Raw genomic sequence first — 19589 nt, 5'->3', positions numbered from 1 at the left:
CTGACCAGGGCATGAACAAACTGTTTAAAATGAGTATCATCGCTGGCCTGCTTGTTGCAGGCCATGCTTTTGCCGCCGATAACATTACCCGCGCGGATCAAATTCCTCAGCTAAAAGAAGAACCACAGCATGCCACGGTAAGTGAGCGCGTGACCTCACGCTTTACCCGTTCTCACTATCGTCAGTTCGATCTTAACGGTGATTTTTCCGCCAAGATTTTTGACCGTTATCTGAACATGCTGGATTACAGCCACAACGTGCTGCTGGCGTCTGATGTCGCCCAATTTGCCAATAAAAAAGCCACTGTGGGCGATGAGTTCCGCAGCGGCAAGCTCAACGTGTTTTACGATCTCTACAATCTGGCGCAGAAGCGCCGTTTTGAGCGCTATCAATATGCGCTGCAGGTGCTGAGCAAGCCGATGAATTTCACCGGCGATGACACCATTGATGTCGATCGCAGCAAGGCGCCGTGGCCAAAAACCACGCCTGAGCTGAATGCGCTGTGGGATGCCAAGGTCAAATATGATGAGTTGAGCCTGAAGCTGACCGGCAAAACTGAGCAGGAAATTCGTGACATCCTGACCAAGCGCTACAACTTTGCCATTCGCCGTCTGGCGCAGAGCAACAGTGAAGATGTGTTCCAGCTGGCGATGAATGCCTTTGCGCATGAGATTGACCCGCACACCAACTACCTGTCGCCGCGCAACACCGAGCAGTTCAATACCGAAATGAGCCTGTCTCTGGAAGGTATCGGTGCGGTGTTACAGATGGACGAAGATTACACGGTGATCAACTCGATGGTTGCGGGCGGTCCGGCTGCGCGCAGCAAAACCATCAGCGTAGGTGACCGCATTGTAGGCGTCGCGCAGCCAGGCAAGCCGATGGAAGATGTCATCGGCTGGCGTCTGGATGACGTGGTTGCCAAAATTAAAGGGCCGAAAGGCAGCAAGGTTCGCCTGGAGATCCTGCCTGCCGGTAAAGGCAGCAAAACCCGCATCGTATCGCTGACCCGCGAGAAAATCCGTCTCGAAGATCGCGCGGTGAAGATGTCGGTGCATAACGTCGGTAAAGAGAAAGTCGGCGTGCTGGACATTCCTGGCTTCTACGTTGGCCTGACTGACGACGTTAAAGTGCAACTGCAGAAACTGCAGAAGCAGAACGTCGACAGCGTGGTGATCGATCTGCGGACCAACGGCGGCGGTGCGTTAACCGAAGCGGTATCGCTGTCAGGGCTGTTTATTCCCAGCGGTCCGGCGGTGCAGGTGCGTGATAACAACGGCCGCGTACGTGAAGACAGTGACACCGACGGCATCGTTTATTACAACGGCCCGTTAGTGGTGCTGGTGGATCGCTTCAGTGCCTCTGCGTCAGAGATCTTTGCTGCGGCAATGCAGGATTATGGCCGCGCGCTGGTGGTGGGTGAGCCGACCTTCGGGAAAGGCACGGTGCAGCAGTACCGCTCGCTGAACCGCATCTACGATCAGATGCTGCGTCCGGAATGGCCAGCGCTGGGCTCGGTGCAATACACCATTCAGAAGTTTTACCGTATTAACGGCGGCAGTACGCAGCGTAAAGGCGTTACGCCCGATCTGCTGATGCCAACCGGTGTTGAAGCCTCTGAAACCGGTGAGAAATTCGAAGACAACGCGCTGCCGTGGGATAGCATCAATGCCGCAAGCTACACCAAGTCCGGCGATATTACGCCGCTGGTGCCGCAGTTGACGAAAGAGCATGCCGCCCGTATCGCTAAAGATCGCGAATTTCAGTACATCATTAAAGATATCGCCCGTTTCAACGCGATGAAGGATAAGCGCAACATTGTGTCGCTTAATCTGGCAAAACGCGAAAAAGAGAATCGGGAAGAGGATGCGCTGCGTCTGGAACGTATCAACGCGCGCTATCAGGCTGAAGGCAAGAAACCGCTGGCGAAGCTGGACGATCTGCCGAAAGAGTACAAAGAGCCCGATCCTTATCTTGATGAGACAGTGAATATCGCTAACGATCTGGCGCAGCTGGAAAAAGCGCAGCCACAGAAATAGTTCTTGAGCTGCCATGCAGCACGGATGAAAAGGCACCTTTATCGGGTGCCTTTTTTATGTCTGCGTGCCGGAGAGAACCAAGTGTAAAGTTATCTGTTTTCAGGCAATTAAACCTTTTTCATGCTTGAAAAGCGGTGCAATAGCCCTACGATATATGTCCGCGCAACTGCGCTTAGTTAAGTGAGGAAAATAACCTTTATGATGCGTATTGCTTTGTTCCTGGTAACCAACCTGGCTGTGATGTTGGTATTTGGGCTGATCCTCAGCCTGACGGGAATCCAGTCAAGCAGTGTTCAGGGTCTGATGATTATGGCAGGTCTGTTTGGCTTTGGCGGTGCGTTTGTTTCACTGCTGATGTCGAAGTGGATGGCGCTGAGATCCGTTGGCGGTGAAGTTATTGAACAGCCACGAAATGAGACCGAACGCTGGTTGCTGCATACCGTTGCGCAGCAGGCTCAGCAGGCAGGCGTCGCTATGCCGCAGGTCGCCATTTATCATGCGCCGGATATCAACGCCTTCGCCACCGGCGCACGCCGCGATGCCTCGCTGGTGGCGGTCTCCACCGGCCTGTTGCAGAACATGAGCCGCGATGAGGCGGAAGCGGTGCTGGCACACGAGATGAGCCACATCGCTAACGGCGACATGGTGACGATGACCCTGATTCAGGGCGTGGTGAACACCTTTGTTATCTTTATCTCGCGTATTCTGGCGCAGCTGGCTTCCGGCTTTCTGTCGGGTAACCGCGATGAAGAGGGCAGCAGCAACGGTAATCCGCTGGTCTATTTCGCGGTGGCAACCGTGCTGGAGTTGGTGTTTGGCATCCTGGCGAGCATGATCACCATGTGGTTCTCGCGTCACCGTGAATTCCATGCCGATGCCGGTTCAGCCAAGCTGGTGGGCCGTGAAAAGATGATTGCTGCTTTGCAGCGCCTGAAAACCAGCTATGAGCCGCAGGAAGCGGGCAGCATGATGGCGTTCTGTATCAACGGTAAGTCAAAATCGTTGAGCGAGTTTTTCATGTCGCATCCGCCGCTGGATAAGCGTATTGAAGCACTGCGCAACGGCGACTACCTGAAATAAAGGCTGCACTGCAAAAAAGGCGACTTCGGTCGCCTTTTTTTATGTCCGCTATCCGGCCGCGTCGGGGCGCTGCTGACTCATGCGCGTCAGGCTGATCGCCGCTGCCACGCTGGAAAAGATACCGGCAGCAATCAGCGATGCGTGAGTGCCGCTGTCGCCAAACAGATTAAACATCATGGCGACCAGCGCGGCGCCGGTGGTCTGACCCAGCAGACGCGCCGTGCCGAGCATGCCGCTGGCTCCGCCGCTGCGCTGACGCGGTGCCGAAGAGATAATAGTGTGATTATTGGGCGACTGAAACAGCCCAAAGCCTGCGCCGCACAGCATCATGCGCCAGATAATGTCCAGGTCGGAAGGCGAAGTGGGCAGCAATGCGAGCGCAAACAGCCCGCCGGCAAACATCATCAGCCCAATGCCACCGAGCAGCCCGGCGTGATAACGCTCGATCAGCCGACCGGCGATCGGCGCGAAGACCATCGTCGCCAGCGGCCAGGGTGTCAGCAGCAGGCCGGTTGCGACTTCATCGCGCTCCAGCACATTTTGCAGATAGAACGGCAGCGACACCATCGCCAACATTTGTGCGGTAAACGAGCAGACCGAGGTGCCTATCGACAGGGAAAAAATCGGCAGGCGCAGCAGATCGACCGGCAGCAAAGGAAATTCCATACTGAGCTGGCGACGAATAAACAGCGTGCCGATGATCATCAGCGCTAATAGTTGAACCACAATGAGCCAAAGCGGGCTGCCCTGCGCCATGCCGCTCAGCGCCGAGAGCAGCAGCCCAAAAGTCAAAGCATTCATTACCGCGCTGGGAATATCGAAACGCTGACCTTTGGCTTTTTGCAGGTTGTCCGGCAAAAAGCGTAGCGCCAGCCAGAAGGCGATAAAGCCCACCGGCACATTGATAAAAAACAGCCATTTCCACGATGCAATCGACAAAATCGCCGCGGCAACCGTAGGGCCAGCCGCAGTTGAAACCGCCACGATCAGCGAGTTGATCGCCATGCCGCGTCCCAGCTGGCGTTGCGGATAGATGATGCGGATCAGGGCGGTATTGACGCTCATCAGCGCTGCGCCGCCAAAACCCTGCAGCACGCGTGCAAATGTCAGCATGCTGAGTGAATCAGACAGCGCGCAGAACAGCGAGGTAAAGGTAAACATGACCAGGCCCGCCTGATAGATGCGCCGGTAGCCCAGAATATCGCCAAGAAAAGAGAGCGACAGCAGTGAGACGATGATCGCCAGCTGATAGGCGTTCACGATCCAGATCGACGCAGCGGGGCTGGCGTGTAAATCACGGGCAATGGTCGGCAGCGCAACGTTAGCGATTGCACCGTCCAGCACAGCCATGGTCAGGCCGAGCGCGATCGCCGCAATGGCACCGTAGCGACGTGGCAGCGGCAGTCCATCAGAAACAGAAGAAGGTGTCATGATGTTAAAAGGTAAGCGGGGTGAATATCATCATGCTAATGATTATTTGCGCTAAATGCATTGTTTGCCTGCAATTAATCATCAGCAAATATGTCTGCTTTATTGCAACCCGCTTGCGGTTGCCGGGCGAGGAGCCACGATCCTTGCCTGATGCAATGATCCGCGGTTTACCATAACGCTTAGGCAGTGAGGAATGTGCTGCCAAACCGCAATCAGGCCGATGTCTGACAGCATTAAGGCAAGGATGAGGGCCTTACCAGTGGCCTATGTTGCGGCTGCCGGACTGCGCTGAGCCACCGCCGATATGGTTGCCGCCCCCTAATCCATGCGCGCTGTTCGAATTCGCCGCGTTATTGCTGCCGTTGCCGGTTCCGTGTTCTGAGCGATTGCCCACAGAGTCACGCCCACCATTTGCCGTCTGGGGAGTCACGCCCGCGAAGTAAGACACAGTCTGAGGAACGGTAACCTGAACAGAGGGTGCCAGGGTGGACGCTGCAACCGTCTGGGTTACACCGTTCACCGTGACGCTAACCGGCGTTGAAGGTGTCAGCGTAGAGGCGGCAACATTGATAGTTACCGGGGCTTTAGCGGCAGTCAGGGTAGAGGCGGCAATGCGTCCTGAAGCAATTGCATTCGCCAGGCTGTTTACAGCACCATTTAGGGTTGCCTGAGCCTCAGCACGTTCAGTTGCTGCTTGTCTTGATGCATCAGCCCATCCCTGAACAGAGCCCGTTCCGTAAGCATTGGCAGCTGCATCTACACGGGCCTGAGCAGCGTCCAACATACGAGAGGCATGAGAAACAGCTTCAGAGGCTTGCGCCATTGTCTGAGCCTGAGCTGCGAATGAAGAAGCAGCCATTACCAGTACAGCAATTATTGAAATTTTCATCTGTGTCGTTCCCATCAAAGTTTAGAATAGCGGTTTATTCTCTCTGCGAACAAAGTTGACATAAATTGACATTAGATTTTTTGCGCTACGACAAGGAAAGGTGACGTCAGTCACGTTTTTCCGGTGGGATCCGCTATGCCGCTAATCGATCCAGCAGGGTGTAGCGGATTACGCGTCCAGGTCACAGGCAAAGGAGGAAGCGCGCAATCGGCGTAATGGCGCTCTGGCAGTGCGATAGCAGCAGAAAAAGAAGCTAATTCAGTGATGAGAAAGGTTAAGCAGGGTGAATACCCTCAGACTGAGGGCTTTGTGCGTTAATAGCAGCATGCCTGTGCTAAAACAGCGGCAAATATGTCTGCTTTGTTGCAACGCGATTGCGGTGGCGAGGGCTGTCACTTTATACTGAAAAACCTGTTCCAGTTTTTATGAAACAACCCTGAGGGTTAATGCCATGTCTGCCGCTGATAACGATAAACAACCCGACGCCGTCTCGTCTGTGATGAAGGTGTTCGGCATTTTGCAGGCGCTGGGTGAAGAGCGCGAAAATGGCATTACCGAGCTGTCGCAACGGGTGATGATGTCGAAAAGCACCGTCTATCGCTTTCTGCAAACCATGAAAACCCTCGGCTATGTCAGCCAAGAAGGGGAATCCGAGAAGTATGCGCTGACGCTGAAGCTGTTTGAACTGGGTGCCAAAGCGCTGCAAAACGTCGATCTGATTCGCAGCGCGGATATTCAGATGCGCGAAATTTCTCGGCTCACCAAAGAAACGATTCACCTTGGTGCGCTGGAAGAAGACAGCATTGTCTATATCCACAAAATCGATTCGCTCTACAACCTGCGCATGTACTCGCGTATTGGACGCCGCAATCCGCTGCACACCACCGCGATTGGTAAGGTGCTGCTCGCCTGGCGCGATCGCAGTGAGGTTGTCGATTTACTGAAGGATGTGGAGTTTCGGGCAAGCACTGAACACACTATTCTCAGCGTGGACGCCTTGCTGAAGGTGCTTGATCAGGTCAAAGCGCAGGGCTTTGGTGAAGATAATGAAGAGCAGGAGATTGGCTTACGCTGCATCGCCGTGCCGGTTTTCGATCGTTTTGGCGTGGTGATTGCCGGATTAAGCATCTCGTTCCCGACCATCCGCTTCTCGGAAGAGCGCAAAGTTGAGTACGTCGAGATGCTGCATCGCGCGGGTCGTACGCTCTCTTCACAGATGGGCTATCACGATTATCCGTTTTAACCCTCGCTAAAACCGGCTTAATTATCGATGACCTGCGTGCTTTTTTTCAGCAGCGGGCAATCGGTAACGCCGATAATGCCGCTTTCGCTATGCAGATACTGCGCGGTAACCAGGCCACGGGCCGTAAGGTAATCGCAGCGCAATCCCATGCCTGCGGCATTTTTGGTGCTTCCCGCTAACACGCCGTAGCCGGTTAACAACATCGCTAACCAGATAATCAGCACTAATCCGGTCAGTCGCGTGATAGTTTTCATCTTCTCTCCCTGTGGCTTGTCGCCTGCGCTGTAATGGTTTCAGTTGCAGCATGCGGCAAAAGCGCAGCGGCGTCGATCGGATCTGGCTGAAAACCGCCTTGCTGCTGGCAGCAGACCAGCGGAACCCTTATTATCTTGCCCTGAATAAACGCATAATAAGATGTTGAGGCAGCTATGAACGAGTTGAATACGAGCGGTTTACTGTTGCCCGTCGCGGTCCTGATTGGCACGGCGATCGGACTGGTGCTGTGGTTCTTTGTCAATCGCGCCAGCGTGCGGGCCAATGAACAGATCCGTCTGCTGCAAAACCTGCTCGACGAGCAGAAAAAGCAGAATGCCCTGCTGAAAAAATGGTTGCAGCCGGAGCCGGAGATCAAGCCGCAGGAAGAGATCGAACGCGACTTTATCCGGGTTATTCCTGAACGCTAAGCACAAGGCAGAACAGCATGGTATGGAAAAATCCCTGGTATGACGCCACCAAAGCGCATCATACCCCACAGGGTTTTCGTAATCCGGAGGCGGACACGCGCCAGCAGGGCGATCTGCAGCGCTGGCGCAAAGAACGTAAAGCCAGCGGATTGCCTTTTCCCCCTGCCGGTGGTTATGACGCCTTCCGGCAGCAATGGTATCAGCCTGCGCATTTGCAGGGCGATGACGATGCGGTCTGGTTTCTCGGCCATGCCTGTATCATGCTGCGTTTGCAGCAGCAGGTGGTGCTGATCGATCCTGCGCTGTCGCCACGCGCTTCACCGCTGCGTTTTTACGGCCCAAAACGGCACACTCCGGCACCGTTAGCGATCGCGCAGCTGCCGCGGCTGGACTATGTGCTGATCTCTCATAATCATTACGATCATCTTGATGCGCCCACAATCCGACAGATTCTTAAGCGCTTTCCGGACGTGCGCTTTGTTGTGCCATTGGGATTAAAACCCTGGTTTACGCGACAGGGCGCCCGGCACGTTGTCCAGCTTGACTGGTGGCAGCAGGCGACATTCGGCGATATTCAGGTGCATGCTGTGCCCGCGCGCCACTGGAGCATGCGAACCTTAAAGGATCGTAATCGTTCTTTATGGTGCGGATGGACGGTTCACAGCCAGACGCTGCGCTTCTGGTTCAGCGGCGACAGCGGTTATTCAGACAATCTGCTGGAGATTCCACGCCGACTGGGACCCTTTAATCTGGCTGCGTTGCCCATCGGTGCCTGGGCACCGGAATGGTTTATGCAGAGCCAGCATATGAATCCGACGCAGGCCGTGGCATTACACCGTGCTGCTGGCTGTCCGCTGACCATTCCGATTCACTGGGGTGTGTTTGAGCTGGCAGATGAGTCGCTGGATGCGCCACCGGCGGTTTTGTCGCAGGCGATGCAGGCGGCACAGTTGGATGAGCGCCTGTTCAGTGCATGGCGTATTGGTGAAAGCAGGGCGCTAAATTTTATTTAGTAAGATTTATCTTAAATGGCAGGTAAGGCTGATATAGAACAACACGCATTCAGCAGAAATAAATAAGTGTCGCAAATAAATCCTTGCTAGCAATCCTTGCGCTGCATTTAATTGGGGCAGCGCGATTATTTTTTCATGATTTTGGTGCAAAAAATGTTTTTCCGCTGCGCTTTTATAATTAGCCCTAAACTAATTGGCGGCTTCATTCAGGCCTAAATAATTAATTCAGTAAAGCATTACCGAAATAGTCATGTCATATTGCTGTCATCTTTGCTGGCATCGCTCAGGCGACCGAATGGCACGGTACAGAGGCCAAAAACGGCGATCGGGCTATGCACAAGTGCAGTGGCAGTAGTCACAATTACGGCAGTTCAACAACACATTTCGCTTCGCTTAAGCATATTTATGCATTCCGCTGCGGCTGTTCATAAAATATGTGCGTCCAGTCGCTCAGCGTTTAAAAAACCCTTGCCATTAATTATCGAATATGTGATAACAATTTCCGGATAAAACGAGGTACAGCTCTGTTTATGTGTGGCATCTTGAGTAAAGAAGTTCTGAGTAAAAACGTTTTCGTTGAATACCGCTTCCTTGCCGAGCCTTAATTAGTGCCTCATGCAGTAATGTCTCTGGTTTCTCTGTAAGTCAGCCCTCGGGCTATATAAACACTCTAAGGAATTTGCAAAATGGCAAAGATTAAAGGTCAGGTTAAGTGGTTCAACGAGTCTAAAGGCTTTGGCTTTATTACTCCTGCAGACGGCAGCAAAGATGTGTTCGTACACTTCTCTGCAATTCAGGGTAATGGCTTCAAAACTCTGGCTGAAGGCCAGAACGTTGAATTCGAAATCCAGGATGGTCAGAAAGGTCCAGCTGCAGTTAACGTCACTGCTATCTGATTAGCCGCCTGATGCGGTGCTAAGCACCTCTGATTCGGTACAGTAAAGCCCCGGCATTTTGCCGGGGCTTTTCTTTGGTTTCGAGCCGCCTGATTAACAGGTAAACTGCGCCTCTTTTGCGTAACCGGAGCAAACCATGATCTGGAATTGTCCCCTCTGCCAGCAGCCACTGACCCCTGCCAATAACGGCCTGCGTTGTGCCAGTCAGCACCATTTTGACCGGGCAAAAGAGGGTTACATCAATCTGTTGCCCGTGCAGCACAAGCGTTCCAAACAGCCGGGCGACAGCGCGGAAATGATGCAGGCGCGTCGCGACTTTCTTGATGCCGGTTTTTACCAGCCGCTGCAACAGGCGGTAACGACGCTGTTAAGCAATAACCTGCCGCAGCAGAAGTTAACCATTCTGGATATTGGCTGTGGTGAAGGCTATTACACGGCAGCGATCGCCAAACGCTTTGCCGACCGCGAGCAGCGTGAGGTTATCGGGCTGGATGTGGCTAAAGTGGCTATTCGCGCGGCGGCAAAACGCTATGCCGACGTCGCCTTTTGTGTGGCATCAAGCCACCGTCTGCCTTTTGCCGACGCCAGTCTGGATGCGGTGGTGCGCATTTATGCGCCCTGTAAGGCGAGTGAGCTGACGCGCGTGTTAAAGCCGGGCGGCATCATGCTCACCGTCACGCCGGGACCGCGTCATCTGATTCAGTTCAAATCGCTGATCTATTCTGAGGTGCAGCTGCACGCCGCCGAAGCGGAACTGCTGCCGGGAATGACGCTGCAACAGGAATCACAGCTGGCGTATGAGATGAGACTGGATGGCAAAAGTGCGACGACGTTACTACAGATGACGCCATTTGCCTGGCGGGCAAAACCGGCGGTGTGGGAACATCTGGCGGAGCAGGGCGAATTCAGCTGTGAGACCGATTTCATGCTGCGGCTCTGGCGCCGGGATTAAACCAGCGCGGCGTAGAGCAGATGGCTGCCAATGGCAATCAGCACCACGCCGCCGAGGATCTCGGCACGGTTACCAAGCAGCGGACCGATGACGCGGCCAAGGGTCATGCCGAGCGTCGACATAATAAAGGTTGCCGTGCCGATACAGAGCGCGGTTTGCACAATATTCACCTGCATAAAGGCCAGGCTGACGCCAACCGCCATCGCATCAATGCTGGTGGCAATGGCGGTCATTACCAGTAGCCAGAAGCCATGACGCAGCACCGGTTCACAGTCGCAATCGTGGCCGCGTACGCCCTCCATGATCATCCTGCCACCCAAAATTAACAGCAACGTAAAGGCGATCCAGTGATCCCAGCGCATGACATACTGAGTGGCAAACTGACCAATGCTCCAGCCAATTAACGGCGTAATCGCTTCTACCACGCCAAAAATCAGGCCGGTACGCAGCGCATCGGAAAAACGGGGGTTACGCAGCGCAGCGCCCTTACAGAGCGAAGCGGCGAAGGCATCCATGGACATGCCGAAGGCAAGAAAAAGTGTGGCGGTGATATTCATCGAAGTCATGACCTCGGCCGGGAATCCAAATAACACACAAGCCTTCCCAACCTGACCGGCCCATGTGTCTTTGGTCTCGCCAACCTGACAGGTCGCACCAACCACGTTCTGCGGAACGAGTATGTTGACTGGTGCGCTTCTGAAAAAACAGAAGCCGGCTACTCCCCAACGACGGCGGCTACATTAACACAACGCGATTTAGCGGCAAATAAAAATATTGCCTTTGAGACTATTCAAAAATAGCCGCAATAAAGGTGGGTAAATAGTAATCGTTATTTTGTTGGGGTTATTAAATAGTAAAAAAAATAACAAGCTGATGCTAAATAAATAAGCAGAGGGATAGAAGTATAACCTTTGCTATATTTTTAAGTGGCTAATTTTTAACGATTGTATGATAAATTTTCTCCAGATCGTCTAATTCACAGACGTGGATCAGTAACTGCTTCTGCTCAAGCTGCATCACCAGCACGCCATCTTCGGATAAATTCATCGCTTGCACACGCGGCCAGCGTATCCAGATATTGCTGAAAAAAAAGCCATCCTCTTTTAATAATAATTTGGGTCGCCGAATCCAGAAAAGATAAACCGCCATAAAAATTAACGTTAGCAGCAGCGTGGTGGTTAGCGGCTGGCCCTGGCGGGAGATATTGTTCCATACCAGAATGACCAGCAGGCCGATGAAAATCAGACTGTCGAGGCGTGCGCGACGGCGTAGCGGCACCCGCAGGCGAGTCGGACCATAGCGGCGCGGCATAATCAATTCATCATAAATGGCGTAGCCCAGCAGCAGGACAATCAGCGCCAGAATAAGGCTATCGGTTAATGTCATAACGGCTCTTCAGACAGGCGAAAAAACCGGAAGCCGCATGGCCTCCGGTGAGAAGGTTACAGACCCAGCACGCCAGCCCAGAAGCCAACGATACCGATGACGAAGAAGCCCATAATGATCCACAGCGCATTCACTTTTCTGCGCAACAGCCACATGCAGGCAAAGGTCAGCAACAACGGAATCAGGCCGGGCATCAACTGATCAAGGATGGTTTGCACGGTAGTAACCGTGGTTTTCCCGGTTTGATCGGTGATGCGCGACACCACCAGCGGAATGTTTACATGGGTCCATTTATTGACCAGTGCCCCCATGACAAACAGGCCAAGAATGGATGCGCCCTCCGTCAGCTTCTGCAGGAAGCCGCCGCCCATGTCGTTGACGATGTCGATGCCTTTGCGGTAGCCGTATGCCACGCCGTAATAACGGGTGGCGAGGCGCACCAGGTTAAACAGGACGAAAAACAGCAGGGGACCGAGCAGGCTGCCGCTCATGGCAATACCGGCTCCCAGCGCAGCAAACACCGGGCGCACGGTGCCCCAGAAGATCGGATCGCCCACGCCCGCCAGTGGACCCATCAGGCCAACCTTGATGCCGTTGATCGCCGCATCGTCGATGGGTGCGCCGTTAGCCCGCTGCTCTTCCATCGCCATGGTGACGCCGAGCACCGGCGCAGCAACATAAGGATGCGTGTTAAAAAACTCAAGATGGCGCTTGATCGCCTGCTTACGCGCATCGTTGTTTTCCGGATAAAGGCGACGGATCACCGGCACCATCGAAAAACAGAAGCCCAGCGCCTGCATACGTTCAAAGTTCCACGAGCCCTGGAACAGGTTAGAGCGCATAAATACGCCGCGGATATCGCCAGGCGTTAACTTTTTAGCTGTAGTGGTTGTATCGACCATGAGTGCACCTGTTCCTTAATCGAGTTCGTTATCAAGATCGTTTGCCGGGCCAGCGGTTGGCGCGCCTGCAACGCGGTTATATTTCGGACTGAGCTGGATATAGAGCACGGCCATTACCACGCCAATGACGCCCAGCGCCACCAGATTGAAATTGGTAAAAGCAGCGGTAACAAAGCCCAGATAGAAGAACGGCATTAAATAGCCCGCGCGCATCATGTTGATCACCATGGCGTAACCCACTACCACGATCATACCGCCCGCGATGTTCAAACCGTTGGTCACCACTTCCGGAATCGAGCTAAGCAGGGTGTGCACGGCGTCGGTACCTACCGATACCGCAACAATCACTGCTGGCACCGCGATGCGCATCGCCTGCAAAACCAGCGCAGACACATGGATCCAGGAAATAGCGGTGAGGTTGCCGTTATCGGCGGCTTTATCCGCCGCATGCTGGAAAGCAACGGTAATGGTACGCACGATAATGGTCAGCACCTGGCCTGCAGCGGCCAGCGGAATGGCCAGCGCAATACCGGCACCCACGCTCTGCCCGCCGGCAATCACCAGAATGGTGGAGATGATCGAGGCGAGCGCGGCATCGGGTGCCACCGCGGCGCCGATGTTCATCCAGCCCAACGCAATCATCTCCAGCGTACCGCCGATAATGATGCCCGTTTTTACATCACCCAACACAAAGCCGATCAACGTACAGGCCACCAGTGGCCGGTGAAACTGAAACTCATCAAGAATGGAACCCATGCCCGCAATACACGCAACGATAAATATCAACACGATTTGTAGCGTGGTGATCTCCATAACGTCTCTCCTGTGGTAAATCGATTCGGTAGTAAAAAGGTGCTAAACCGCACGCGGTCAGGCACTGACTTTGGCAATCAAATCCATCATCTTTAACTGCTGGTCGCTGGACACTTTCCGCACTTCCAGCTCAATGCCGCGCGCATGCAGCTTGCGAAACGCCTCGATATCTTTCTGATCCACAGAAACCGCGTTGTTGACCTGCGTTTTCCCCTGACGGAACGCCATACCGCCGATATTAACGCTTTTGATTTCCACGCCCTGGGCAACCAGCCGCTCAACGTCGGTGGGATTGGTAAACAGCAGCATCACCCGATCCTGCGCATATTTGTCGTTGTTCCAGACGCGCACCATCTTATCCACGCCCACTACGTGTGCCGTCACGCCGGGCGGCGCAACCTGAGTGAGCAGCGTTTTACGCACGTGGTCGGCGGCAACTTCATCGCTGACCACGATAATGCGGTTTACGTTGGTCTCTTTGGTCCAGCGGGTGGCGACCTGGCCATGAATCAGACGATCGTCTATACGTGCCAGACCAATTTTCATGTGGCCACCGCTGCCCTGCGGCGCAGTTGCTGGCGGGGGCGTTTTGCTGGCCGTGGCGGCCGGCTTTTGCTCCGGTTCCGGCAGCTTCAGCGCTTTAACGCCTTCGCGACCGGTTTCCACGGCGATAGCCACCAGTGCGTTGAACGCCGGGTTATCGTCACGCGCCATCAGGGTTTCCACCAGCATGGGAATATTCACCCCGGCGACCACTTCATAATTCTCGCGATCGACCACCAGGCGGCTGGCCGCATTAAATGGACTGCCGCCCCAGGTATCCACCAGGAACAGCACGCCCTCCTGACAGTCAAGCGCAGCAAGGCGCGCCTGATATTTCTCCATCAGGGTTTCCGCATTTTCGCCGGGCACGAAATCGATCCAGCCGACGTTATCCTGCTCCCCTAATAACATTTCAGCGGTCTTCAGCAGCTGCTCCGCCGCCCAACCGTGAGTGCCGATCATAATAGCAATAGCCACTTGCTACCTCCGTTGAGGGATTGATGCATGGTCACGCTGCCGCCGCTGAGTGAAGCGGGCAGGCGCGTGACAGAAATGACACGGTGTTCTGTAAATTTATGTCTGTGAAGAGCCTAAAACCGCGAATTATTTTAGAGAGTGAAAAAAATTATTATGTGACCTGTGCCGCCTATTTGGCGCTGGAATAGGCCGTCAAGAGCGAAAACATGGCTAAACCTTGATCGCCATCGTAACTATTGTAAATGTAAGAAAATATTTTGACGGTACGATTGCAACTGATAGAGTAATCCTCTGTTTATTACTCAGGAGTAACGGGCCTCAGCCCCTCGCATGGACTGTCACCGACGTCATTTCACTGCTTCAGTCTGCTTTTCAGCAGCGCATGTTTCCCACGATTTATCCTCACGTTTTTTTCCGGCACCGCCATATTCATGGCTGCGGTGCGCTAACCGCTGTTTGAGTCACAGGAGCCTGTAATGGAATTTCTTCTCGATCCCTCAATATGGGCCGGGCTACTCACGCTGGTGGTACTGGAAATCGTGCTCGGCATCGACAACCTGGTGTTTATCGCCATTCTTGCTGACAAGCTGCCGCCTAAGCAGCGCGATAAAGCGCGTCTGATCGGCCTGTCGCTGGCGCTGATCATGCGCCTCGGCCTGCTGTCGTTGATCTCGTGGATTGTGACGCTGACGCGTCCGCTGTTTGAAGTCGGGCAGTTTGCCTTCTCAGGACGCGATTTAATTCTGTTGGCGGGTGGACTCTTCCTGTTGTTCAAGGCCACGATGGAGCTGCATGAACGGCTGGAAAACCGCGATCACGACAGCGGCGGCAATAAGGGCTACGCCAGTTTCTGGGCAGTAGTGATGCAGATTGTGGTGCTGGATGCGGTCTTCTCACTGGATGCGGTGATCACCGCGGTGGGCATGGTAAACAACCTGCCGGTGATGATGACGGCGGTGATTATCGCCATGGGCGTGATGCTGCTGGCGTCGAAGCCGTTAACCAACTTCGTTAACAAGCATCCTACCGTTGTGGTGCTTTGTCTGAGCTTCCTGCTGATGATTGGCCTCAGCCTGGTGGCCGAAGGCTTTGGTTTCCACATTCCGAAAGGGTATCTCTATGCGGCGATCGGCTTCTCGATTCTGATTGAGCTGTTCAACCAGATTGCGCGTCATAACTTTATGCGTCATCAGGCGCGCCGTCCGATGCGAGAACGCACCGCAGAGGCGATTCAACGCCTGATGGGCGGGCGTCGCAGCGCGCAGCAAAGCAGCAGCGAAGGCGAAACGCTGAACACGGTGATGCCGCAGGAGACCTTTAAGGATGAAGAGCGCTTTATGATCAACGGCGTGCTGACGCTGGCATCACGTTCTATCCGCAGCATCATGACGCCGCGTGGCGAAATCTCGTGGGTGGATGTCAATCGCCCGCTGGACGACGTGCGCAGGCAGCTGCTGGATACGCCACACAGCCTGTTTCCGGTCTGTCGTGGTGAGCTGGATGAGATTGTGGGCGTTGTGCGCGCCAAAGAGCTGCTGGTGGCACTTGATCATGGCGTTGACGTGGCCAGCTTTGCTGCCACCAATCCGGCGATTGTGGTGCCGGAAACGCTGGATCCCATTAACCTGCTGAGCGTGCTGCGTCGTGCCAAAGGCAGCTTTGTGATTGTCACCAACGAATTTGGCGTGGTGCAGGGGCTGATTACGCCGCTGGATGTGCTGGAAGCGATTGCCGGTGAGTTCCCGGATGAAGATGAAACGCCGGATATTGTGGCGGACGCCGATGGCTGGTTGGTTAAAGGCGGCACCGATCTGCATTCGCTGCAGCAGCTGTTTGATATTCACGATCTGGTCAGGCCGGAAGATGACCACGCTTCGCTGGCGGGCCTGCTGATTGCACAAAAAGGCCAGCTTCCGGTACCGGGTGAAGTGATCGATCTGCCGCCGCTGCACTTTTTGGTGCTGGAAGCGACCGATTACCGCATCGATCTGGTGCGGGTCACGCGCGATCGCCATGAGCATGATGAATCTGAAGCGGAATAACCGCAGACGACAACGACGAAACGGCGCCTTCGGGCGCCGTTTTTTATGCTGCGATATGCGCCAGGTGGCGATCCATCCACGCCGGGAAGTCACCCAGTGGCATCGGGCGGGCATAGAAATAGCCCTGCAGGCGATCAACGCCGCGCTCACGCAGGTAATTTGCCTGCTCCTCGGTTTCCACACCCTCCGCCACCAGGCTGATGTTCAGCCGCTGTGCCAGCGAAATCACCATATCAGTCACCGTGGCGTTTATCGCATCGGTGCCGATGGCGGCGGTAAACATCTTGTCGATCTTAAGAACATCAGGCTGCAGCGTTTTCAGGTAGGAGAGCGAGCTGTGCCCGGTGCCGAAATCATCAATTGCCAGCTGGACGCCCACCTTGTGCAGATGGGAAATTACCCGCTGATCGACCACCGGCAATGCGTCACGTTCGGTGAGTTCAACCACCAATTGTGGAACGGGGTTGGCGGGCCACCACAGGGTTTGTAAGTCGTCAAGAATCGCCCGATCGCGGAAATGGCTGGCCGCCACGTTAATCGCCACATGAAAAGATTTGCAGCGCGGCATTACCGGCAGGTGCGCCACCATTTCGGTGATGACAAAGCGTGTGAGCGGCGCGATCAGGTTTTGTCGTTCGGCAAGCGGAATAAAAACATCGGGTGGAATCCAGCCCTGACGTGCATTATGCCAACGCAGCAGCAATTCAATGCCGTCGCAGTTGCCGCTGCTGGCGTTAATGATCGGCTGGCAGTAAACCATAAACTCTTTCGCCGTCAGGCCGTAGCTGATCTGCCACGCCATGCTCATGCGGTTGGCGGTGGCCAGCCAGACGATATAGCTGGTCAGCATGCTGAGCAGCAGCGCCAGTGGCAGTTGCGACGGCAGCGTCATCAGCGCCAGACGCGCCGGGGGGGGACCAAACAGCGTAATGGAAAAGGGATAGCGCAGCGACGACTCTTCATAGCTCACTTCATCCGCCGAAGGCAGCGCCTCTTCAATCAGCGGATTGCCATATTCCAGGCTTTTGCCGCCAACGTTAAATACCGCGCGCTCTACCCAGGGCAGCGTTGGCTCAAGCAGATAATTGCTCATCAGCTCAATATTGATCACCTGAATTAAGCCGGAGTGGTTATCCAGCGTTTTCGGCGTCCACAGCATCAATACCGGTGAGCCTTTCAGCAGATAGTTGTCGGTAGTCAGCAACATACGCTGGCTGGAGATAGCCAGCTCAGGATAGGCTTCGCTGAAGGAGATCGCGCGCTCGCCGTAAATGCTGGAGCAGTAGATATTACCGTGATCGACCAGCAAAATAGCGCGCACGGTTTGCAGCGAAGCCAGGTTTTCAATTAACGGAAAACGCACTTCGCCACAGCGTAATCCTACCAACGCCTGCGTGTTATTCGCTGACACATCGAGGGGAGAAAACATACGATCAAAACGCGCTATCGTGTGATTGGCAAAGTCGCGCGATTGCTGCTCTATACGGCTTTTTTCTTCAAAAAAACGAAAGCTAAGCGTAAGAACCAGCACCAGCACGGCGACCATTGCAGCAATGAACAAGCGCTTACGGCGGAACTGTCCAACGATCTGCTGGGACGTCTGCATCAGCTACCATCCTAAAAATGCACAATTAATCCTCGACGTTCTGTTATCGGCATGACAGTCGCTGAGTTTAGCTGGACAGATTAAAAGTGTGGCCGTTTGCCCGGGGACAAACGGTTGCGCTATGAAGATGTCATTGTGGCGTGGAATGGGCAGGGCGACCAGAAACGAATGCGGTTATGTGGCGTTATGCGCAATAAAAATAAGTGACATTGTCACTTAGTCACACTGCACCTTGATCGCCAGGCCGCCGCGCGAGGTTTCGCGGTATTTGGCGTTCATGTCTTTGCCGGTCTCATACATCGTCTCGATCACCTTATCGAGAGAAACGCGTGGTGCACTGGTGCGACGCAGTGCCATACGCGCTGAGTTGATCGCTTTAACGGCGGCAATCGCATTGCGTTCAATACACGGCACCTGTACCTGACCGGCCACCGGATCGCAGGTCAGCCCGAGGTTATGTTCCATGCCGATTTCAGCGGCGACGCACACCTGCTCCGGGCTACCGCCCATCAGTTCGGCCAGTCCAGCGGCGGCCATTGAACAGGCCACGCCCACTTCGCCCTGACAGCCCACTTCCGCACCAGAAATAGAGGCGTTCATTTTGTAGAGCGTGCCAATGGCACCGGAAGCGAGGAAATAACGAATGAAAATAGCCGGCGTGACGCTCTCAATAAAGTGATCGTAATAGGCCAGCACTGCAGGAATAATGCCGCAGGCGCCGTTGGTCGGTGCGGTAACCACGCGGCCACCCGCGGCGTTCTCTTCGTTGACCGCCAGTGCAAACATGTTGATCCAGTCAATAACGTTCATTGGATCGCTGGAGTTTTTACTGGCCGATCCCAACATGCGGCGCAGGGCGGCGGCGCGGCGCGGCACACGCAGCGGGCCGGGCAGCACGCCTTCGGTATTTAACCCGCGTTCGATGCAGGCCTGCATGGTTTGCCAGACGTTGCTGAAGTAATCGGTGATCTCCTGCTGACTATGCAGCGCCAGTTCATTTTTCATCACCAGGCCAGAAAGCGACAGGCCGGTTTGATGACAATGCGCCAGCAGCGCTTTGGCTGAGTCAAATGGCCAGGGCACATTGACCTCATCCAGCGTTGACTGACCAAAATGCGCCTCATCAACGATGAAGCCGCCGCCAATCGAGTAATAGACCTTGCTTGATACCAGCAGATCGCCGGCAAAGGCGTTAATGCGCATGCCGTTCTCGTGCAGCGACAGATTATCGCTGCGAAACACCATGCCGCCTTCGCGTGGGAAATCGACTTCATGTTGGCCATTCGCCAGCGGCAGACGCTGCTGCTGTTCAACCTGGCTGATAAATGCCGGAATCGCATCGATATCCACCGTGTCAGGCATGGCGCCGGAAAGGCCCATAATAATGGCAATGTCGGTATGGTGACCTTTGCCGGTCAGCGACAGCGAGCCATAAACGTCTACCGACAGGCGCGTAATGTCGTGCAGTCGCCCCGATTGCAGGAGTTCATCGACAAACAGTTTTCCCGCTTTCATAGGGCCAACCGTATGCGAACTTGATGGGCCGATGCCCACTTTAAACATGTCAAAAACGCTAATCACGTAATGAACTCCT

At 54.5% G+C, this 19589-nt stretch carries 18 protein-coding genes, 1 pseudogene and 1 riboswitch; of the genes and pseudogenes, 9 read left to right on the top strand and 10 right to left on the bottom strand.

Going from position 1 to position 19589, the window contains the following annotated elements:
- Positions 1-11: 11 nt before the first annotated feature.
- Together prc and htpX are read left to right on the top strand one after the other, a co-directional pair.
- A complete protein-coding gene (gene prc, locus EM595_RS10160) occupies positions 12-2039 on the top strand; it encodes a carboxy terminal-processing peptidase (RefSeq protein WP_067431255.1) in 2028 nt (675 codons plus the stop codon).
- Positions 2040-2237: 198 nt separating this feature from the next.
- A complete protein-coding gene (htpX, locus tag EM595_RS10155) occupies positions 2238-3119 on the top strand; it encodes a protease HtpX (RefSeq protein ID WP_067431253.1) in 882 nt (293 codons plus the stop codon).
- Between the two features lie 48 nt (positions 3120-3167).
- Here htpX and EM595_RS10150 read toward each other — a convergent pair whose 3' ends face one another.
- Positions 3168-4550, bottom strand: a complete 1383-nt coding sequence (locus EM595_RS10150; RefSeq protein WP_067431249.1) for an MFS transporter — start codon at positions 4548-4550, stop codon at positions 3168-3170.
- A gap of 253 nt (positions 4551-4803) precedes the next feature.
- The gene (locus EM595_RS10145) at positions 4804-5439 is read right to left on the bottom strand and encodes a hypothetical protein (RefSeq protein ID WP_157883865.1); all 636 of its coding nucleotides are present in this window, start codon (positions 5437-5439) and stop codon (positions 4804-4806) included.
- 451 nt (positions 5440-5890) lie between these two features.
- Between EM595_RS10145 and kdgR the strand changes: the two genes are divergently transcribed.
- Complete coding sequence (gene kdgR, locus EM595_RS10140; RefSeq protein ID WP_067431243.1) at positions 5891-6682, top strand: DNA-binding transcriptional regulator KdgR; 792 nt, start codon at positions 5891-5893, stop codon at positions 6680-6682.
- Positions 6683-6699: 17 nt separating this feature from the next.
- On the opposite strand, the gene EM595_RS10135 is transcribed toward kdgR, so the two are convergent.
- Positions 6700-6936: a YobH family protein gene (locus tag EM595_RS10135; RefSeq protein WP_067431240.1), complete on the bottom strand. Its 237-nt coding sequence runs from the start codon at positions 6934-6936 to the stop codon at positions 6700-6702.
- Positions 6937-7110: 174 nt separating this feature from the next.
- Here EM595_RS10135 and EM595_RS10130 point away from each other — a divergent pair, with 174 nt between their 5' ends.
- From EM595_RS10130 to rlmA, 5 genes and pseudogenes are all read left to right on the top strand, one after another.
- Positions 7111-7365 carry a YebO family protein gene (locus EM595_RS10130; protein ID WP_067431237.1) on the top strand — a complete coding sequence of 85 codons (255 nt, stop codon included), beginning with the start codon at positions 7111-7113 and terminating at the stop codon, positions 7363-7365.
- Positions 7366-7382: 17 nt separating this feature from the next.
- The gene (locus EM595_RS10125; protein ID WP_067431234.1) at positions 7383-8378 is read left to right on the top strand and encodes an MBL fold metallo-hydrolase; all 996 of its coding nucleotides are present in this window, start codon (positions 7383-7385) and stop codon (positions 8376-8378) included.
- A 530-nt stretch (positions 8379-8908) separates the two neighbouring features.
- Positions 8909-9078: pseudogene (locus tag EM595_RS21365) on the top strand (DUF2627 domain-containing protein).
- The gene (gene cspE, locus EM595_RS10120; RefSeq protein ID WP_001062678.1) at positions 9065-9274 is read left to right on the top strand and encodes a transcription antiterminator/RNA stability regulator CspE; all 210 of its coding nucleotides are present in this window, start codon (positions 9065-9067) and stop codon (positions 9272-9274) included. Before EM595_RS21365 ends, cspE begins: the two are co-directional and overlap by 14 nt.
- A 136-nt stretch (positions 9275-9410) precedes the next feature.
- The gene (gene rlmA / locus EM595_RS10115; RefSeq protein ID WP_067431231.1) at positions 9411-10226 is read left to right on the top strand and encodes a 23S rRNA (guanine(745)-N(1))-methyltransferase; all 816 of its coding nucleotides are present in this window, start codon (positions 9411-9413) and stop codon (positions 10224-10226) included.
- Here rlmA and mntP read toward each other — a convergent pair.
- The 5 genes from mntP to manX form a co-directional block, all read right to left on the bottom strand.
- The gene (gene mntP / locus EM595_RS10110) at positions 10223-10783 is read right to left on the bottom strand and encodes a manganese efflux pump MntP (RefSeq protein WP_067435358.1); all 561 of its coding nucleotides are present in this window, start codon (positions 10781-10783) and stop codon (positions 10223-10225) included. The two genes, rlmA and mntP, sit on opposite strands and share 4 nt — an antisense overlap.
- Before the next feature lie 7 nt (positions 10784-10790).
- A riboswitch (yybP-ykoY riboswitch) is annotated at positions 10791-10962 on the bottom strand.
- A 194-nt stretch (positions 10963-11156) separates the two neighbouring features.
- Positions 11157-11612 carry a DUF986 family protein gene (locus EM595_RS10105; RefSeq protein WP_067431228.1) on the bottom strand — a complete coding sequence of 152 codons (456 nt, stop codon included), beginning with the start codon at positions 11610-11612 and terminating at the stop codon, positions 11157-11159.
- Positions 11613-11668: 56 nt separating this feature from the next.
- Complete coding sequence (locus tag EM595_RS10100; RefSeq protein WP_067431225.1) at positions 11669-12514, bottom strand: PTS mannose transporter subunit IID; 846 nt, start codon at positions 12512-12514, stop codon at positions 11669-11671.
- A 15-nt stretch (positions 12515-12529) separates the two neighbouring features.
- The gene (locus tag EM595_RS10095) at positions 12530-13327 is read right to left on the bottom strand and encodes a PTS mannose/fructose/sorbose transporter subunit IIC (RefSeq protein ID WP_067431222.1); all 798 of its coding nucleotides are present in this window, start codon (positions 13325-13327) and stop codon (positions 12530-12532) included.
- 57 nt (positions 13328-13384) lie between these two features.
- Positions 13385-14347, bottom strand: coding sequence for a PTS mannose transporter subunit IIAB (manX, locus tag EM595_RS10090; RefSeq protein ID WP_067431219.1), 963 nt, complete (start codon positions 14345-14347; stop codon positions 13385-13387).
- Positions 14348-14823: 476 nt separating this feature from the next.
- Between manX and EM595_RS10085 the strand changes: the two genes are divergently transcribed.
- Positions 14824-16389: a TerC family protein gene (locus tag EM595_RS10085; RefSeq protein ID WP_067431216.1), complete on the top strand. Its 1566-nt coding sequence runs from the start codon at positions 14824-14826 to the stop codon at positions 16387-16389.
- 43 nt (positions 16390-16432) lie between these two features.
- On the opposite strand, the gene EM595_RS10080 is transcribed toward EM595_RS10085, so the two are convergent.
- Together EM595_RS10080 and EM595_RS10075 are read right to left on the bottom strand one after the other, a co-directional pair.
- Entirely contained in the window at positions 16433-17995 is a 1563-nt protein-coding gene (locus tag EM595_RS10080; protein ID WP_067431213.1) for a cyclic di-3',5'-guanosine monophosphate phosphodiesterase PdeD, read from the bottom strand.
- Between the two features lie 216 nt (positions 17996-18211).
- Positions 18212-19576 (bottom strand): L-serine ammonia-lyase, encoded by a 1365-nt coding sequence (locus EM595_RS10075; protein ID WP_067431210.1) that lies wholly within the window; start codon positions 19574-19576, stop codon positions 18212-18214.
- Positions 19577-19589 lie beyond the last annotated feature (13 nt).

Origin of the sequence: Duffyella gerundensis (genome assembly GCF_001517405.1) — a bacterium.
GTDB classification, from domain to species: Bacteria; Pseudomonadota; Gammaproteobacteria; order Enterobacterales; family Enterobacteriaceae; genus Duffyella; species Duffyella gerundensis.
This window is presented reverse-complemented; position numbering and strand designations above follow the sequence as displayed.

Coding starts and splice junctions, on each gene's coding strand:
- cspE (WP_001062678.1), top strand. CDS start 9,065: ATGGCAAAGATTAAAGGTCAGGTTAAGTGGTTCAACGAGTCTAAAGGC.
- EM595_RS10125 (WP_067431234.1), top strand. CDS start 7,383: ATGGTATGGAAAAATCCCTGGTATGACGCCACCAAAGCGCATCATACC.
- EM595_RS10105 (WP_067431228.1), bottom strand. CDS start 11,612: ATGACATTAACCGATAGCCTTATTCTGGCGCTGATTGTCCTGCTGCTG.
- htpX (WP_067431253.1), top strand. CDS start 2,238: ATGATGCGTATTGCTTTGTTCCTGGTAACCAACCTGGCTGTGATGTTG.
- EM595_RS10130 (WP_067431237.1), top strand. CDS start 7,111: ATGAACGAGTTGAATACGAGCGGTTTACTGTTGCCCGTCGCGGTCCTG.
- EM595_RS10080 (WP_067431213.1), bottom strand. CDS start 17,995: ATGCAGACGTCCCAGCAGATCGTTGGACAGTTCCGCCGTAAGCGCTTG.
- prc (WP_067431255.1), top strand. CDS start 12: ATGAACAAACTGTTTAAAATGAGTATCATCGCTGGCCTGCTTGTTGCA.
- rlmA (WP_067431231.1), top strand. CDS start 9,411: ATGATCTGGAATTGTCCCCTCTGCCAGCAGCCACTGACCCCTGCCAAT.
- EM595_RS10095 (WP_067431222.1), bottom strand. CDS start 13,327: ATGGAGATCACCACGCTACAAATCGTGTTGATATTTATCGTTGCGTGT.
- mntP (WP_067435358.1), bottom strand. CDS start 10,783: ATGAATATCACCGCCACACTTTTTCTTGCCTTCGGCATGTCCATGGAT.
- EM595_RS10085 (WP_067431216.1), top strand. CDS start 14,824: ATGGAATTTCTTCTCGATCCCTCAATATGGGCCGGGCTACTCACGCTG.
- kdgR (WP_067431243.1), top strand. CDS start 5,891: ATGTCTGCCGCTGATAACGATAAACAACCCGACGCCGTCTCGTCTGTG.
- EM595_RS10150 (WP_067431249.1), bottom strand. CDS start 4,550: ATGACACCTTCTTCTGTTTCTGATGGACTGCCGCTGCCACGTCGCTAC.
- EM595_RS10145 (WP_157883865.1), bottom strand. CDS start 5,439: ATGAAAATTTCAATAATTGCTGTACTGGTAATGGCTGCTTCTTCATTC.
- EM595_RS10135 (WP_067431240.1), bottom strand. CDS start 6,936: ATGAAAACTATCACGCGACTGACCGGATTAGTGCTGATTATCTGGTTA.
- EM595_RS10100 (WP_067431225.1), bottom strand. CDS start 12,514: ATGGTCGATACAACCACTACAGCTAAAAAGTTAACGCCTGGCGATATC.